Source organism: Couchioplanes caeruleus (genome assembly GCF_003751945.1).
Classification (GTDB): domain Bacteria; phylum Actinomycetota; class Actinomycetes; order Mycobacteriales; family Micromonosporaceae; genus Actinoplanes; species Actinoplanes caeruleus.
The window spans coordinates 3,500,328-3,516,793 of the sequence record NZ_RJKL01000001.1 but is presented as its reverse complement, the minus strand read 5'-3'; the positions used below and the strand labels follow the sequence as shown (position 1 = coordinate 3,516,793).

General features: G+C 72.9%; 16 protein-coding genes. 12 read left to right on the top strand and 4 right to left on the bottom strand.

Features of this window, described 5'->3' with window-relative positions; translation table 11 throughout:
• Nucleotides 1–4: 4 nt before the first annotated feature.
• From EDD30_RS15655 to EDD30_RS15630, 6 genes are all read left to right on the top strand, one after another.
• Nucleotides 5–2,359, top strand: coding sequence for a Daple (locus EDD30_RS15655; protein ID WP_148088138.1), 2,355 nt, complete (start codon nucleotides 5–7; stop codon nucleotides 2,357–2,359).
• Complete coding sequence (locus EDD30_RS15650) at nucleotides 2,359–3,303, top strand: alpha/beta fold hydrolase (protein WP_071808244.1); 945 nt, start codon at nucleotides 2,359–2,361, stop codon at nucleotides 3,301–3,303. The genes EDD30_RS15655 and EDD30_RS15650 overlap by 1 nt, the downstream gene beginning before the upstream one ends.
• Nucleotides 3,304–3,357: 54 nt before the next feature.
• Nucleotides 3,358–4,251: a DUF3152 domain-containing protein gene (locus tag EDD30_RS15645; protein ID WP_244945255.1), complete on the top strand. Its 894-nt coding sequence runs from the start codon at nucleotides 3,358–3,360 to the stop codon at nucleotides 4,249–4,251.
• Between the two features lie 110 nt (nucleotides 4,252–4,361).
• On the top strand, nucleotides 4,362–5,543 hold the full coding sequence (gene moeZ, locus EDD30_RS15640; RefSeq protein ID WP_071804158.1) for an adenylyltransferase/sulfurtransferase MoeZ: 1,182 nt from the start codon (nucleotides 4,362–4,364) through the stop codon (nucleotides 5,541–5,543).
• 62 nt (nucleotides 5,544–5,605) lie between these two features.
• On the top strand, nucleotides 5,606–6,412 hold the full coding sequence (locus EDD30_RS15635; protein WP_071804167.1) for a prenyltransferase/squalene oxidase repeat-containing protein: 807 nt from the start codon (nucleotides 5,606–5,608) through the stop codon (nucleotides 6,410–6,412).
• Nucleotides 6,413–6,431: 19 nt separating this feature from the next.
• Complete coding sequence (locus EDD30_RS15630; RefSeq protein WP_084556223.1) at nucleotides 6,432–6,971, top strand: DUF6985 domain-containing protein; 540 nt, start codon at nucleotides 6,432–6,434, stop codon at nucleotides 6,969–6,971.
• Between the two features lie 18 nt (nucleotides 6,972–6,989).
• Here EDD30_RS15630 and EDD30_RS15625 read toward each other — a convergent pair whose 3' ends face one another.
• Both EDD30_RS15625 and proB read right to left on the bottom strand, forming a co-directional pair.
• On the bottom strand, nucleotides 6,990–8,228 hold the full coding sequence (locus EDD30_RS15625) for a glutamate-5-semialdehyde dehydrogenase (protein ID WP_071804160.1): 1,239 nt from the start codon (nucleotides 8,226–8,228) through the stop codon (nucleotides 6,990–6,992).
• Nucleotides 8,229–8,246: 18 nt separating this feature from the next.
• The gene (gene proB / locus EDD30_RS15620) at nucleotides 8,247–9,359 is read right to left on the bottom strand and encodes a glutamate 5-kinase (RefSeq protein ID WP_211277722.1); all 1,113 of its coding nucleotides are present in this window, start codon (nucleotides 9,357–9,359) and stop codon (nucleotides 8,247–8,249) included.
• 61 nt (nucleotides 9,360–9,420) lie between these two features.
• Between proB and EDD30_RS15615 the strand changes: the two genes are divergently transcribed.
• Genes EDD30_RS15615 through EDD30_RS15600 form a run of 4 tightly spaced genes read left to right on the top strand, consistent with a single transcriptional unit; the run spans nucleotide 9,421 to nucleotide 13,145 of the window.
• On the top strand, nucleotides 9,421–9,753 hold the full coding sequence (locus tag EDD30_RS15615) for an MGMT family protein (RefSeq protein WP_071804171.1): 333 nt from the start codon (nucleotides 9,421–9,423) through the stop codon (nucleotides 9,751–9,753).
• 21 nt (nucleotides 9,754–9,774) lie between these two features.
• Nucleotides 9,775–11,193 (top strand): gamma-glutamyltransferase, encoded by a 1,419-nt coding sequence (locus EDD30_RS15610; protein WP_123678301.1) that lies wholly within the window; start codon nucleotides 9,775–9,777, stop codon nucleotides 11,191–11,193.
• A 26-nt stretch (nucleotides 11,194–11,219) separates the two neighbouring features.
• Nucleotides 11,220–11,807 carry an NADH-quinone oxidoreductase subunit B gene (locus EDD30_RS15605; RefSeq protein ID WP_211277757.1) on the top strand — a complete coding sequence of 196 codons (588 nt, stop codon included), beginning with the start codon at nucleotides 11,220–11,222 and terminating at the stop codon, nucleotides 11,805–11,807.
• A 33-nt stretch (nucleotides 11,808–11,840) separates the two neighbouring features.
• Nucleotides 11,841–13,145, top strand: coding sequence for a DUF2252 domain-containing protein (locus EDD30_RS15600; protein ID WP_071804985.1), 1,305 nt, complete (start codon nucleotides 11,841–11,843; stop codon nucleotides 13,143–13,145).
• A 4-nt stretch (nucleotides 13,146–13,149) separates the two neighbouring features.
• Here the strand turns inward: EDD30_RS15600 and EDD30_RS15595 are convergent, their stop codons facing one another.
• Together EDD30_RS15595 and EDD30_RS15590 are read right to left on the bottom strand one after the other, a co-directional pair.
• Nucleotides 13,150–14,115, bottom strand: coding sequence for a hypothetical protein (locus EDD30_RS15595; RefSeq protein ID WP_071804987.1), 966 nt, complete (start codon nucleotides 14,113–14,115; stop codon nucleotides 13,150–13,152).
• Nucleotides 14,108–14,617 (bottom strand): RNA polymerase sigma factor, encoded by a 510-nt coding sequence (locus tag EDD30_RS15590; protein ID WP_071804988.1) that lies wholly within the window; start codon nucleotides 14,615–14,617, stop codon nucleotides 14,108–14,110. Before EDD30_RS15590 ends, EDD30_RS15595 begins: the two co-directional genes overlap by 8 nt.
• Nucleotides 14,618–14,740: 123 nt before the next feature.
• Between EDD30_RS15590 and EDD30_RS15585 the strand changes: the two genes are divergently transcribed.
• Both EDD30_RS15585 and EDD30_RS15580 read left to right on the top strand, forming a co-directional pair.
• Entirely contained in the window at nucleotides 14,741–15,412 is a 672-nt protein-coding gene (locus tag EDD30_RS15585; RefSeq protein ID WP_084556325.1) for an NADH-quinone oxidoreductase subunit C, read from the top strand.
• Entirely contained in the window at nucleotides 15,412–16,371 is a 960-nt protein-coding gene (locus tag EDD30_RS15580) for a complex I subunit 1/NuoH family protein (protein ID WP_071804992.1), read from the top strand. Before EDD30_RS15585 ends, EDD30_RS15580 begins: the two co-directional genes overlap by 1 nt.
• Nucleotides 16,372–16,466: the final 95 nt, after the last annotated feature.

Below are 16,466 nucleotides of genomic sequence, written 5' to 3'. Positions count from 1 at the left end.
GCGCGTGGTGGACGAAACAGGGCATTCCGGTGACGCTGGTACCGCGGACGGCGGTTCCGGAGCCGAGTCGCGTGACCGCACCCTGTTGAACGGCTGGGTCGCGAGGGAGAGCCCGTGGTCGAATGCCGGCGCCGCCCTCGATCCGGAGGCCGAGGTCCCGGCCTGGCGGCGGCCCGGCGCGGAGGTCCGCCCCCGCGATCCGCGACCCCTTCCGACTGACCCTCCGCCGGGTGACATCCGGCCGTTCGCCGCTGCGCCGCCTCCGCCCTCGTTCCAACCCGCGCAGCCCTCCTCCGCGCCGCCCGCCGCGCCGCAGCCGGCCGGTGACCCGTCCCGGGCCGAGGGCGGTACGCCGCGTTGGCCGGACGGCCGGGGGCGCTATCAGGACCTGGTCTCCCACCCGTCGTCGAACGGCATCGACCCCCGGCAGAACCAGCCACCCCGGGCCGCCGACCCGCACCCGCGCCCGGATCCGCTCTCGCCCGAGCTGCTCCGCCCGAACGGCCAGCAGACCGAGCTCCGGCGCCCCAACGGCCAGGGAGCGGAGCTGCGGCGCCCGAGCGGCCAGGAGTCCGAGCTGCGACGTCCCGGCGGCCACGAGTCCGAGCTGCGGCGCCCGAGCGGCCAGGAGGCCGGGCTGCCACGCCCGAGCGGCCAGGAGGCCGGGCTGCCACGCCCGAGCGGCCAGGAGGCCGGGCTGCCACGCCCGAGCGGCCAGGAGGCCGGGCTGCGGCGTCCCGGCGGCCACGAGGCCGGGCTGCGGCGATCGAACGGTCAGGAGGCCGAGCTGTTGCGCTCGAACGGTCAGGGGATCGAGCTGCGCGGCGGCCCGCCCACCCTGCCGGCCAGCGCCCCGCCGTACCCGTACGAGGGCGACCTGGACGACGCGCGCCCCGCGTTCAATCGCCGCGCCGAGCGGGAGTCGGCGCGGCACGCCCTGTCGACGCCCGCGGAGGGGTCGAGCCGGGTGGAGCAGGACGCCGGCGAGGCGGGAAGCTCCGGTGATCAAGGGACGGCCCGGTCGTCGTACGATCCCTCCAGTTTTCCGCGCCGGTTGCCCTACCAGTCCCCCCAACCGGCGTATCCGGCCCGGCCGGCCGGCGATCCCGGCGGTGCGGGAGCGGCGTCGTACTCCGCTCTGCCCCAGCGCGTCCCGGCCCAGCCGGACGTGCCCACCGTCCCGGAGCCGCCGTCCGTGGAGCCCTCGGCCGAGACCCCCGCGCTGGCCCGCATCGCGACGCATCTGCGTCGCGGTGACGTGCTGTCGTCGCAGGAGCGTCAGGAGGGCTTCGACGTCAACGCGATCCTGGAGGCGGTCCGCGAGGTCGGCGGGGTCCGCGACGCGGCGTTGCGCACCACCCCGGCCGGCGCGCACAGCCTGCGGCTGGACCTGTCCGAGGGCGCCGACCCGGCCGAGGTGAGCCGCCAGGTCGCCCGGCTTCTGCAGGACCGGATGGGCCTGGACGCCGCCATGCAGGGTGCCTCCCCGCTCGGCGCGCCGCCCGTGCCCACCCAGGCGCCGCCGACCGCGCCGCGCTCGGCGCCCCCGGCCCCCCTCGGGCCACCGGCGCCGCTCGGCGGCCCGTCGACGCCCCTCGCGGGCCCGTCGGGACCGCTCGGCGGTCCTTCGGCGTCGCCTGCGGGAGAGCCGGCACCGACCGACCGCCCGTCGCCCGCTCCGCGGTCCGCGCCGCCGATGGCCCGGCCGGTGCCGCCGGTCTCCGGCCCGGCATCCGCGCCACCCGCCGCGGACTTCCCGGCGCCGCCCGTGCCGTTCGTGCCCTCCCAGCCCAACCCGGCCGGCCGGCTCGCGCCGTCCACGCCGGCCGAGCCCAAGGCCGAACACCTCCCGCCGGGCGTACCCACGAACCTTCCCACGGGTGTTCCCACAAGCGTTCCCGCGGGCTCGGACACCGCCCCGCCGCGCCCGCTGCTCGACCCCGGAGAGCGCCCCGGCCCCCGCGTGATGATCGAGAAGGTCGAGGTCGGCACGTTCGGCACCGAGGCCACCGTGCGGGTGGTCCTCATGGCCGACGGCCAGACCGCGGCAGGCGAGGCCACCGGCCCCGCGATCGACGGCTACCTGCTGCGGCTCTGCGCCATGGCGACAGCGCACGCGGTGGACGAGCTGCTCGCCCACTCCGACCACGCGGACGGGCCGGCGAAGTGCTTCGTCGAGCACGCGGCGGCCGTACCGTTCGGGTCGGCGCAGGTCGCCGTGGTCGTCGTCCTGCTGGCCACCGACGGCTGGGTGGAGCAGCTCGCCGGCTCGGCCGTCGTGACCGGCGACGACCGGCACGCGATGGTGCGCGCCACGCTCGCGGCCGTCAACCGGCGGCTCGAGGCACTCTTGTCCTGATGAAGGGCGCACAACTCGCGGCGGACGACGCCTTGCCACCGGAGGGCCTCCTGCCCTCGCCGTGGCCGGCCCGCCGACTCACGATCGACGGGACGATGCTGCACGTGCGGGATACGCCCGCGACGGCACCCGGCGCCGAGCCGGCCGTCTACGTGCACGGACTGGGCGGCTCGTCGCAGAACTTCACCGACCTCGCCGCGCTGCTCGCCGGTCGCTTCGACGGTCAGGCCGTCGACCTGCCCGGCTTCGGCTACAGCGATCCGAGCCGGCGCTACTCCATCGCCGCCTTCGCCGACCGGCTCGTCGGCTGTCTCGAGCACGCCGGTCGCGGCCCGGTCCATCTGGTCGGCAACTCGCTGGGCGGGTCGATCTGCGTACGCGTCGCCGCCCTGCGTCCCGACCTCGTCCGGACCCTCACCCTGATCAGCCCGGCGATGCCGTTCCTGGACCCGCGGCGTACGGCGCAGGGGCCCGTCCTGCCGCTGCTCGCCCTGCCCCGCGCCGACCGGATCCTCGCCTGGGGTATGGCCCGGCTGACCGCCGAGGAGATGGCCGAGCAGGTGCTGCTCGCCTGCTTCGGCGACACCGCCAAGGTCAGCGCCCAGCGCCGGGCCGAGGCGATCGAGGAGATCAAGCTCCGGTACACGGTCGCGCACTACCCGCAGGCGTATCTGGGCACGCTGCGCGGACTGGTGTCGAGCTTCCTGCGGGCGTACCTGCCGGGGATGAACTCGCAGTGGCGCCTGGCCGCCCGCATCGCCGCGCCGACGCTGGTCATCGGTGGTCTCAAGGACGGGCTGGTCGACCCCCGGGTGCCCGCGCAGGTCGCGAAGGTGATCCCGGACAGCCGGCTGCTGATTCTGCCCGGCGTGGGGCACGTCGCGCAGATGGAGGTGCCACGGCTGGTCGCCCGGGGAATCGTCGGACTGCTCGACGACGTCTGACGTCTCGCCGAACGGCTGTGACGCGCCCTCGCCTCTGGCAGGCTGGCATATGTCATGGCAAGGGCGACGAAGAGTCCCGCCGGTGTTCCGGTCATCCGGGCGGCTACGACGATCACCTCGCGAGCCGCCGCCGACGCGTACGCGGCGGGCCGGGCCGACGTCGAGGCGCGCCTGGCGGTCCGCGCCGCCCCCGCCGCGCGGCTGTACCGGCGGCGGCGCCGCGCCACGGCGGCGGCCATCCTCGCGCTGGCCGCCGTCTTCCTCGTCGTCGGCCAGCTCATCCGGGACCAGGACGGCGGGGAGGCGGCCGCGCCCGGGGTAGCGCCGGTCGGGAGCCCGATGAGGGTCGCTCGGCCCGTACCCGGAAAACCTGTGGAGCAGACCGTGACCACCGACGGGTTTCTCATCGTCGCCGGGCGCGGGCCCGTGCTCGGCGACGCCGGTACGCTGCGGCGGTTCCGGGTCGCCGTGGAGGAGAGCTTCGGGGCGGCCCGGGGTGACGACTTCGCCGCCGAGGTGGAGCGGATCCTCGGCGACCGGAGGAGCTGGGTCGGAGGTCGTCAGTTCCGGTTGCAGCGGGTGCCGGCGTCGGAGGACGCGGAGTTCACCATCTTCCTGGCCTCGGCGGAAAGGTCCGAGAAGATGTGCGCGAAGGGCGGGCTCGACACCGAGGGGTACACGTCGTGCCGCCTGCCCGGCCGGGTCGTCATGAACCTGGACCGGTGGCGCGACGCCGTGCCGGGCTACGGCGCGCCGGTCGAGGTCTACCGGGCGTACGCGATCAACCACGAGGTGGGCCACCAGCTCGGCCACGGCCACGAAACCTGCACCGGCAAGGGACGGCCCGCGCCGGTCATGATGCAGCAGACGTACGGTCTCCAGGGCTGCGTCGCGAACCCGTGGCCCTATCTCGACGGGCGGCGGTACGCCGGCAACCCCGTCCCCTGACGATTGATTCCCCGTCCCGCATGCCGGGCCGGTGTTCCTCGTCATGTCCGCGGCGGCGATCCGCGAGCAAGAATGGTGGCGCACCTTACCGCCAACCCGGGGAGTTCACCGTGTCCCTGCCCCCGCTCGTCGAACCGGCCGCCGAGCTGTCCGTCGATGAGATCCGCCGCTATTCCCGTCATCTGATCATCCCGGACGTGGGGATGGACGGGCAGAAGCGGCTCAAGAACGCCAAGGTGCTCGTGGTCGGCGCCGGCGGCCTGGGCTCGCCGGCCCTGCTCTACCTGGCCGCGGCCGGGGTGGGCACGCTCGGCATCGTCGACTTCGACACCGTCGACGAGTCCAACCTGCAGCGCCAGATCATCCACGGCGTGTCCGACGTCGACCGGCCCAAGGCCGAGTCCGCCGCGGCGAGCATCCGCGAGATCAACCCCCTGATCAACGTGGTCATCCACAACACCGCGCTGGACCGGGACAACGTCAAGGAGATCTTCAGCGGCTACGACCTCATCGTCGACGGCACCGACAACTTCGCGACCCGCTACATGGTCAACGACGCCGCGGTGCTGCTCGGCAAGCCGTACGTCTGGGGCTCGATCTACCGCTTCGACGGCCAGGCCTCGGTCTTCTGGGAGGAGCACGGTCCCTGCTACCGCTGCCTCTACCCGGAGCCGCCGCCGCCCGGCATGGTCCCCTCCTGCGCCGAGGGTGGCGTGCTCGGCGTGCTCTGCGCGTCGATCGGTTCCATCCAGGTCAACGAGGCGATCAAGCTGATCACCGGCATCGGCGAGCCGCTGGTCGGCAGGCTGATGGTCTACGACGCCCTGGAGATGGAATACCGCAAGATCAAGGTGCGCAAGGACCCGGACTGCGCGCTCTGCGGTGCGAACCCGACGGTCACCGACCTGCTCGAGGACTACGAGGACTTCTGCGGCGCGGTCTCCGCCGAGGCGCAGGAGGCGACGCTCGACGCGACGATCACCGCCCGCGAGCTCAAGGAGCTGCAGGACTCGGGCAAGAACATCTTCCTGGTCGACGTCCGCGAGCCGGCCGAGTACGAGATCGTCTCGATCCCGGGTGCGACGCTGATCCCCAAGGGCGAGATCCTCTCCGGCGACGCCCTGTCCCGCTTCCCGCAGGACCGCCAGATCGTCCTGCACTGCAAGTCCGGCGTGCGCTCGGCGGAGGCGCTCGCCGCGATCAAGGCGGCCGGCTTCAAGGACGCCGTGCACGTCCAGGGCGGCATCGTGTCGTGGGTCAACACGGTCGACCCGTCGCTGCCGTCGTACTGAGCGTGATCGCGCGGTCGCTCACCCTGTCCCGCCGGTGGGCGACCGCGGTAGCCTCAACGACCGTGGTCGATATTGATGCCGCGATCGGATACGTCGTCGCCCACGGTGACCCGGTCGAACGGGCGAGGCTGTCGTACCTGCGGACCGGCAACCGGCCGCCGCCCGGCGTGCCGCTGCGCATCGAGAACGGCCAGACCGTTCTGGGTGGCTGGCCGGCCGGCGCGGACGGCACGGTGCCCTCGGTGGACGCGACCTGCTTTCGGCTCGCCGAGATCGACGACCTGGGCGGCCTCCGGGACCCCGCGGCCGAGCGGGCGCTGACCTGGCTGGCCAGCGTCCAGCGCGGCGACGGCACCTGGCAGGAGGACCGGTCGCTGGCACCGGAGGCGCCGCCCTGGGCGATGCCGGGCGACCCGGAGGCGACGCTCTACCTGACCGCGGTCGCCGGCTTCTGGATGACCGTCGCCGAGGTCGAGGCCCACCCCCGCCACGAGGAACCGGCCCGCTACGGGAACCACCTCGCGGCCGCAGCCCGCTTCGTCGTCGGGCAACTGCGCCCGGACGGCACCTGGCCGTCCTTCCTGGCGACCGGCTGGCACGCCGCCGGACTCCTGCACGATCAGCAGTTCTTCTACGAGTCGGCCCGGGTCCAGATCGTGCTCGGCGACCGCCTCGACGACATGTCCCCGGCACACGTGGCAAATCTGGCGGCGGCGCTGCGCCGGGTCAACCTCGGCGACGACTGGCTGCTGCGTACGGCCCGCAAACGCCTGAGCGAGACGCAACGCACGGACGGCGGCTGGGACAGCGACGAGGGGCCGGCCTTCGACGTCAACACCACTCTCACCGCCATCCGCGCCTGCCGCTGACGGCTTGTACGGTGAGGACGTGCGGATTCCCGGTCTCGGTGTGCTCGTCATGGATCCCGACTTCGACGGGTATCGCAGTGCGCCGGTGCCGGTACCGGTGCTGGGCGGCGCAGCGTGCCGGTTCATCGTCGAGGGTTACGACGACGATCCTGCGCCGGAGGACTTCCATGTCGCGATCCGCACCTTCCTCGCGCTCGACCGAGGGGCGCTGGAGGCCGCTTCACCGTTCATCTACGCCTACTACCGCGACATCACGGACCAACTCCTCGCGGCGGGCGACGACGAGTGGCTCGTCGACATCGCCGGCCCCGAACGCGTTCTCGACCATGTCCGTCTCGGAGCCGAACCGACGATCGCCCGACATTTCTCCGGCGACCGCCATGTCTACGTCTCGATCGAGTGCGAGTGTGCCTGGGAACCCGAACATGGCCTCCAGATCGTGTTCCGTGACGGCGCCACGGTGACCAAGGTCGGCCCGTACGACGGCCACCTGACCCACTGGGCGGCGTTCGACGACGACCGCCTCGACGGCGTGGTGTACCCGGCTCGCCGCGACTGAATCGCGGCGAGCCCGGGCTCAGCGGGTGTGGCCGTTGCCGGTGACGACGTACTTCGTGGAGGTCAACTCCGGCAGACCCATCGGGCCGCGGGCGTGCAGCTTCTGGGTGCTGATGCCGATCTCGGCCCCGAAGCCGAACTCGCCGCCGTCCGTGAAGCGCGTCGACGCGTTGATCATCACCGCCGCGGCGTCCACCCGGGCCGCGAAGCGGCGGACCGCCGTCGTGCTCTCGCTGACGATCGCTTCCGTGTGACCGCTTCCGTAGCGGCGGATGTGGTCGAGAGCGTCGTCGAGGGAGTCGACCACCGCGACCGAGATGTCGGCCGACAGGTATTCCTTGCCCCAGTCCTCCTCGGTCGCCGGCACCACGCCGTCGAAGGACGCCACCCGGGGGTCGCCGTGGATGGTGACGCCGGCGTTGATCAGTTCCTCGACGACCAGGGGCAGGAAGGATTCGGTCAGCGCCGAGTGGACCAGCAGCGACTCGGCCGTGTTGCAGGTCGAGAGGCGCTGGGTCTTCGAGTTCAGCACCACGCCGAGGGCCTTCTCCAGGTCGGCGGCCTCGTCCACATACACGTGGCAGTTGCCCACGCCGGTCTCGATCACCGGGACGGTGGACTCCTCGACGACCGTCTTGATCAGGGATGCGCCGCCGCGGGGGATGAGGACGTCGACCAGGCCGCGGGCGCGCATCAGCTCCTTCACGGAGTCGCGGGTCGTCGCGTCCAGGAGCTGGATGGCGTTGGCCGGCAGGCCCGCGTCCGCGACCGCCTTGCGCAGCACCGAGACGATCGCCGCGTTGGAGCTCTTCGCCGATCCCGAGCCGCGCAGCAGTGCCGCGTTGCCCGACTTCAGGCAGATCCCGGCGGCGTCCGCCGTCACGTTGGGGCGGCCCTCGTAGATGACGCCGACGACGCCGAAGGGCACCCGGACCTGGCGCAGCTCCAGGCCGTTGGCCAGGGTCGAGCCGCGCACCACGTCGCCGACCGGGTCGGGCAGGGCGGCGAGCTGGCGCAGGCCGTCGGCCATCGCCGCGACCCGCTCCGGCGTCAGGGTGAGGCGGTCGACCATCGCCTCCGACTGGCCACCGGTACGGGCGTTGCCGATGTCGGTCGCATTGGCGGCGACGATGTCGTCCGTACGCTCGACGAGGCGTTCCGCCATCAGCAGCAGCGCGGCGTCCTTCTCCGCGCGGGTGGCGGCCGCGAGGTCGATCGCGGCGACCCGGGCCTCGGCGGCCTGCTGACGCACAGTCATGGTGAACTCCTGGGAGGTCTAGAGAAGGACCAGGTCGTCGCGGTGCACGACCTCTCGTTCATATCCCGGCCCGAGGGCCGCCGCCAGCTCCGTCGTCGAGCGTCCGAGCAGGGTGGGTATCTCGACGGCGTCATAGTTCACCAGCCCGCGGGCGATCGGGGCGCCGGATCCGGCGTCGACCAGGTCGACGGGGTCGCCGGCGGAGAAGGAGCCGTCCACCGCGGTGATGCCGGCGGGCAGCAGCGACTTGCGGCGGGCGACCACGGCGGCGACGGCGCCGGGGTCGAGGTGGAGCCGCCCGCGCGGCGACGTCGCGTGCGCCAGCCAGAACAGCCGGGCGGCGGGCCGGCTGCCGGCCGGGTGGAAGAGGGTGCCGATCTCGTCGCCGTCCAGGGCCTGCCCGGCCAGCGGGGCGGCGGTCAACACCACCGGGATGCCGAAGCCGGTGGCTATCCGGGCGGCCTCGACCTTGGTCACCATCCCGCCCGTGCCGACGCCGGCCCGGCCGGCGGCGCCGACGGCGATCCCGGCCAGGTCGGCATCGTCGCGCACGGTGTCGACACGCCGGGAGGCCGGATCCGACGGGTCGCCGGTGTAGAGGGCGTCCACGTCGGAGAGCAGCACGAGCAGGTCGGCGTGGACGAGGGCGGCGACCAGCGCCGCGAGCCGGTCGTTGTCGCCGAAGCGGATCTCGTCGGTGGCGACCGTGTCGTTCTCGTTGACGATCGGGAGCGCGCCGAGGTCGAGCAGCCTGCGCAGCGTCCGGTACGCGTTGCGGTAGTGCGCCCGCCGGGTCACGTCGTCGACGGTGAGCAGCACCTGCCCCACGGTCAGCCCGTGGCGGGCGAAGCCGGCCGCGTACCGTCCGATCAGCATGCCCTGGCCGACCGAGGCCGCGGCCTGCTGGGTGGCGAGGTCGCGCGGTCGCCGGCGCAGCTTGAGCGGGGCGAGCCCGGCGGCGATCGCGCCGCTGGAGACCAGCACGACCTCCCGGCCCCGGGCGGCATGCCTGCCGAGCACGTCGACCAGGGCGTCGACGCGCTGCTCGTCGATTCCGCCGGCGGCCGTGGTCAGCGAGGAGGACCCCACCTTCACCACGACGCGGCGGGCATCGGTCACCTCTTCGCGCACCTGCATCATTCTGCTCGCCGAGGCCCGCGTAGCCGGACGCGGATCCCATATCGTGGCGATCGTGACACCGCAGGAGTACGTCGAAGAGGTGCTGCAGCTCGTGGAGAGCATCCCCGAGGGCCGGGTCATGTCGTACGGCGCGGTGGCTGACGCCCTCGCCGAGGCGTCCGGGCGCAACTCGGCCCGCCAGGTGGGGACGATCATGGCGCGCCACGGTGGCGGCGTGCCCTGGCACCGGGTGGTGACCAGCTCCGGCCGGATGCCGCCGGGGCACGAGCAGGAGGCGCGACAGCGGTTGCTGAGCGAGGGAGTACCCCTGAAGGGTGACCACGTGGACATGGCGCGGGCGCGATGGTTGCCCGGGGGAGGGACGGACGGTCGTCCCGGGCTCTGAACCTCGCCTACGCTTCGCCGAATGGAGACATCCCCACGGACGGGGCGCATCGCGGCCGGGGTCGCCGCCAGCCACCCGGCGACGGCCGCGGCCGGGCTGCGGATCCTGCGGGCCGGTGGCACGGCGGCCGACGCCGCGGTGGCCGCGGTGTTCGCGACGTGTGCCACCGAGACCGTCTACACCGGACTGGGCGGGGGCGGCTTCGCGACGTACTTCGACGCCGCCTCGGGCGAGGTGACCTGCCTCGACTTCTTCGTCTCCGTGCCGGGGACCGACGGCGACCGCAGCCCGGGCCCGATGGTCGCGGTCGACGTGTTCTTCGGGGGCGTGCCGCAGATCTACTCCATCGGCGGGGCGAGCGTCGCGGTGCCCGGCGTGCCCGCCGGCTGCGGCGAGGTGCACCGCCGCTGGGGTCGCCTGCCGTGGGAGTCGCTCCTGGCGCCCGCCTACGAGCTGGCCGTCACGGGGGTGGAGATGCCGGCGGCCCACGCACGCACGCTGGCCGCGTGCGCGACCGCCCTCGCGCACGGCGACGGTGCCGCGATCTACGCGCCCGGCGGGCAACTGCTGCGCGGCGGCGACCGGCTTTTCCACCCGGGGCTGGCGGCGGCGCTCGAGGCCCTGGCCGCGGACGGCCCGGCCCTGTTCTACACCGGCGCGTACGCGGCCCTGATGGTCGACACCGTACGCGCGGCCGGCGGCGCGCTGGGCCCGCGGGACCTCGCCGCGTACCGGGTGCTGGAGACGCCGGTCGACCATGCGGCGCTCGGCTCGTACCGGGTGCGGGCCCGCCACGACCTCAACCGCACGGTCGACACGATCGCGGCGCTGCCTTCGTCCCTGGGCTGCCTGCCGCGCCCGGAGCGGGCGGTCACCCTGGCGGCGGCGCTGCGCGACCGGGGCCGGCAGAAGATCGGCGACACCACCAACGTCTCGGTGGTGGACGCCGAGGGCAACGCCTGCGTGATCACGACGACGCTGGGCCTCGGCGCGGCGGTCTGGCTTCCCGGGCTCGGCATCAATCTCAATTCCATGCTCGGCGAGGGCGAGCTGATCACCGCCGACCTGGCTCCCGGGCGCCGGATGTCGTCCAACATGTGCCCGCTCGTGGTCATCGACTCCTCCGGCGCGCTGGCCGTGGCGATCGGGTCGGCCGGGGCGTCGCGCATCCGGACCGCGCTGATCGACACGCTGATCGGCGTCCTGGTCGACGGGCTGGACATGCCGGCGGCGATCGCGCGGCCCCGCTTCCACGTCGTGGACGACACGGTGCACGCCGAGCCGGGGTGCCGCCGCGACGAGCTGGAGGCGCTGGCCGAGGCGGGCTGGCTGGTCCACGAATGGGCGGAGATCAACCACTACTTCGGCGGTGTCACCGCGGTGGGGGTCGGCGGCGCGGCGGGCGACCCCCGCCGGGACGGGGTCGGACTGCTGCTCTGAGCCACCCGCGGGGTAGGTTGGGCGGCGTGGCCGGTCTGCCAGGAGTGCTCGGTGAGCCCATCAAGTTCGTGCTGAACTGGGGGCGCCGCTACTCGTTGTGGGTCTTCAACTTCGGCCTCGCGTGCTGCGCCATCGAGTTCATCGCGACCAGCATGAGCCGGCACGACTTCATGCGGATGGGCGTGATCCCGTTCGCGCACGGCCCGCGCCAGGCCGACCTGATGGTGGTCTCGGGCACGGTCACCGACAAGATGGCCCCGGCGATCAAGCGGCTCTACGACCAGATGCCCGAGCCCAAGTACGTGATCTCGTTCGGCTCGTGCTCCAACTGCGGCGGCCCGTACTGGGACTCGTACTCGGTGACCAAGGGTGTCGACCAGCTCATCCCGGTCGACGTCTACGTGCCGGGCTGCCCGCCGCGGCCGGAGGCGCTGCTGCACGGCATCCTGCGCCTGCAGGAGAAGATCGCCGCCGAGCAGTCAGGCCCGGGCGGCGTCTCCCGGCCCGATCCGCTGCGGTCCGGCGACGCCCTGGTGCCCGGTCCGCCGGATTCCGCCGTGCCCGCGCGGGACGCCGCCTCCCTGACCGCCCCGGTCGTACGCCCGCCTGCCTGACAGGTCTCGCCTCGCCGGTCTACGCTGCGCATCATGGGTGATCAGCCGCGCTCCGACTTCATCATCGACGTCCTGACCAGGGAATTCGGCGAGTCGATGGCGGTCGACCCGTCGGCCTTCCGGCGCAAGTTCCGCAAGATGGCGTCCTCGCCATTCGCGTTCTACCGGGGCAGCGCCTCGCTCTTCTACGCCGACATGACCGGCGGCTACGCCGACGACCGTTTCCTCGACGCTCAGACGAGCCGGGTGTGGATCCACGGCGACCTGCACGCCGAGAACTTCGGCACCTACATGAACTCGTCGGGCCACCTCGTCTTCAACGTCAACGACTTCGACGAGGCGTACGTCGGCCCGTTCCTCTGGGACCTCAAGCGCTTCTGTGCCAGCGTGGCCCTGATCGGCTACAGCAAGGCGCTCTCGGACGACGTGATCACCGCGCTGGTCACCACGTTCGCCGGGGCCTACCTGACCGAGCTGCGCGCCATCGCCCACGGCGGCGACGACGCGATCGGGTCGATCACCCTCGACAACGCCACCGGGGTGCTGCGCCGGGTGCTCCAGGAGGCCCGCCTCAACACCCGGGTCGGCCTGCTGGCCGGGCAGACCACGATCGACGACTTCGAGCGGCGGTTCTCCCTCGGCGACGGCGTCTACGAGGTCGACGAGGCGACCGCGGCCGCGGTGACCGAGGCTTTCCACCGCTACCTGGGCACGCTGCCGTCGCACGGTCACGGCGTCTCCACCACCATCAAGGACATCAAGCTGCGTAAGGGCGTCGGGATCGGGTCGGCCGGGCTGCCGTCGTACAACATGCTGCTCGAGGGGCACACCCAGGCCCTGGAGAACGACGTCATCATCTACATGAAGCAGGCGCAGGTGCCGGCCGTGGCGCGCTGGATCGACGACGAGCGGGTCCGCGGCTACTTCCGTCACCAGGGTCACCGCACCTCCGAGTCGCAGCGCGCCCTGCAGGCGCACGCCGACCCGTGGCTTGGCTACACCGAGCTCGACGGCGTGGGCCAGTTGGTCGCCGAGGTCTCCCCGTACGCGAACGATCTCGACTGGTCCGACGTCAACGAGCCCGAGCAGCTCACCGGGGTCCTGGCCGACCTGGGCCGCGCGGTCGCCCGCATGCACTCCGTGGCCGACGACGAGTCGAGCCACGACCTCGTCGACTTCTCCACCGAGGAGGCGATCGTGGCCGCGGTGGACAAGGACGAGGCCGGCTTCGTACGCCTGCTGGTCGAGTTCGCCCACAGGTACGGCGACCAGGCCCGCGAGGACCACCAGGACTTCGTCGACCTGTTCCGCAACGGCCGCCTCCCCGGTCTGGACTGAGGCGTCAGGCCGGGGCCAGCACGTACGCGAAGCCGGCCTTGTTGTGGGCCTGCCCGTCGGCCGTGACCGTCACCGTGACCTCGGTGTTCTTCTCCAGGCCCACGCCCACGATGACGGGCTCCGGGTCCACGTCGGTGCAGGCGACCGTCCGGGACAGCAGCGTCGCCTCGTGGGGACGCAGCGGGTTCTCGACCGGTCCGGCCATGGTCACGGTGATGTTCCCCGGGCCCGCACAGACCATCCGGAGCCGGTACTCCCCGGCCGCCCCGACCCGCTGGGTCGTCGGTCGGCCGGGCCGCTCGGTGGTCATCCGCACCGGCCGGCCCCCTCCGGAGGAAAGAACCTGCGCCGCCCGGTCGGCGTTCCACGTCGACTCCGGGTCGACGGGCACGGCCTGGTCCGCCTCCTCGTTGCGGGCGACCATCATCACGTAGACCGCGTCCCCGGCCGCCTGGTCCGCGTGAAGCGCGACGGTCAGCTCACCGTCGACCGGAAGCTGGACCTCCATCCTGGCCGCTGTCGGCTCCGCGGCGCAGGATGCCACCTGACCGCCCAGGTCGGTGGAGCCGGCGGCAGCGGTCAGCGTCACGCTCATGGTGAGCGTCCCGGAGCCGCCACAGCCGACAGCCACCGTGTAGCGCCCGGGGGAGAGGTCAGGGAAGCGTTCCGTGCTCTCCGGAGACGCGCTTCCGATGACGGCGAAGCCCTCCGCCGACCCCTTGTCGCCGACCGACTTCTGGGCGGCGGCGGTGAGCCGGTCGAGCCGCTCGGCGGGTGTCTCCCGCTGCGTGGACAGCCCGACCGCGGTCAGGGTGCCCGCGACGGCCAGCACGGCGGACGCCGCGACGACGGTCCTCGTGGTGCGCCGCCGCCGGACCGTGTCGCGCGCCGCGGCGGGGCCGGGCGGGCGCACCTGCGGCAGCGTCTCGGCGCGCATATCGGCGAAGAGTGTGTCGAACTGGTCAGGCATTGCGCGCCTCCTCGGTGGTCGGGCCGGCGTTCAGTCGGGCCGCCAGGGCGGCCCGGGCGCGGTGCAGCCAGGACTTCACCGTGCCCTCGGCGACGTTCTCCCGCTCGGCGATCTCGGCGATCGTCATGTCGGCCAGGTAGTGCAGGACCATCGCCCGCCGCTGGGTCGCGGGCAGGGCGCCCAGGGCGGCGACGAGGGCGACCCGCTCCGGGCCGGGCCCGTCGATCTGGTCCTCGGCCGCCCGTTGCCGGCGCAGGAAGTTCAATGCGGTCCTCCTGCGGCGCCACCCGCTCACGGCGAGGTTCCAGGCCACCCGGCGGACCCAGCCGACGGGGTCGTCGTAGCGGGAGACGGTCCGCCACCGGGCCAGGGCCCGGCAGAAGGCTTCCTGGACCACGTCCTGCGCTTCCTGCCGGTCGCCGAAATACGCGTACAACTGCACTGTCAGGTCGCTGTAGTGGGCGGCGTACAGCTCGTCGAACGACGCTGGGTCTGCTGTCACGGCGGCGAGCGGCTCCGGTCCGAGGCTGACGGCTGGTGATGTCACGGCGACTACACGCGCGGGCCGGCCCGATGGTTGCGCCGCCTCCCAGCCTAGGTCCCGCCGGACCATAGGATGGGCGACATGACGCCCGAAGAGGTCGGCGAGCGGCTCGTCGCGCTGCTGAGAGCCGCCGCTACCGAGAAGTCCGCGGATCCCTCGGCGCTCACCGCGGGCGTGTCCGGCGGCGGGCAGGGCCACGAACGGGCGGTCGTCGACGTGCCGGCCGCGCTGTGGTGGTTGGCCGTCGAGGCGGTGCGGGATCCCGCCGCGCTCGGCTGCGACTTCTTCGACTGGCTGTCGGCGGTGGACGAGCTGGACGAGGGCTTCACCGTGGTGGCGCATCTATGGTCCACCCGGCGCAAGCATGGCTTGCTGGTCCGGACCCGGGTGCCCCGGGACAACCCGGTGGTGGAGTCGGTGGTCGACCTCTTCCCGGGCGCCGCCTGGCACGAGCGGGAGACCCACGAGATGTTCGGGATCGGCTTCGCGCGCCACCCGGAGCTGCGTCCGCTGCTGCTGCCGCCGGGCTTCGAAGGCCATCCGCTGCGCAAGGAGTTCCTGCTCGCCTCACGGGTGGCGAAGGTCTGGCCGGGTGCGAAGGAGCCGGGGGAGTCCGAGGCCGGGACGGCCAAGCGGGCCCCGATGCGACCGCCCGGCGTGCCCGACCCGAACGAGTGGGGCCCGATGAAGGGCAAGATCCCGCCGCCCGAGCCGCCGGCCCGCCGCGCCCGTCCCGCGAAGGAAGAAAGCTGATGCCGCTCTGGCTCGACCTGACCGTACGGGTCGGCGCGGTCGTCGCCGCCTTCCTCGTGCTGCCGCTCGTCGTCGGCCAGGCCGAGCACAAGGTGATGGCGCACATGCAGGGCCGGCTCGGTCCCATGTACGCCGGCGCCTTCCACGGCTGGGCGCAACTCGTCGCCGACGGCGTCAAGTTCGTGCAGAAGGAGGACATCACCCCGCGGGACGCCGACCGCCGGGTGTTCCAGTTGGCGCCGCTGGTGGCGCTCTTCCCGTACCTCGTCGTCCTGCTGGCCATCCCGCTCGGACCCGGCGGCCTGGTCGCCCAGGCCCTCGACGTGGGCCTGTTCTTCGTCCTGGCCGTGCTGGGCGTGGGCGTCGTGGCGGTGCTCATGTCGGCGTGGGCGTCCGCCAACAAGTACAGCCTGCTCGGTGGCCTGCGCGGCGCCGCCCAACTGCTCGGCTACGAGCTTCCGCTGGTGCTGTCCGCCGCGAGCGTCGCGATGGCCGCGGGCACGCTGAGCCTGCCCGGCATCGTCGAGGCGTGGTCGCCGTGGTGGCTGCTGTGGCAGGCGCCGGCCGCCCTGGTCTTCTTCGTCTCGGGCCTGGCCGAGATCCGGCGCCCGCCGTTCGACATGCCGATCGCCGACTCCGAGCTGGTCTTCGGCTACATGACCGAGTACAGCGGCCTGCGCTTCGCCTTCTTCCTGCTCGCCGAGTACGTCGGCATCGTGGTCATCGCCGCCCTGACCACCGTGCTCTTCCTCGGCGGCTGGCACGGCCCGGCCGCCGAGCAGCTCGGCTGGCTCTGGACGCTGCTCAAGGTCTTCGCGGTGTCCTTCGTGATCATCTGGCTCCGGGTGACCTATCCGCGGCTGCGCGAGGACCAGCTCCAGCGCCTGTGCTGGCTGGTGCTCGTGCCGGTGGCCCTCGGTCAGCTTGTGCTCACCGCCGCGGTCAAGGTGGCGCTGTAGGTGGGGGTATCCCCACCACGAACGGCGGGCTAGCACCATCGATTCGCCGGCCGTCTCCGACGAGGCTTCAAGGATCAGATCTTCCGCGATCCCCG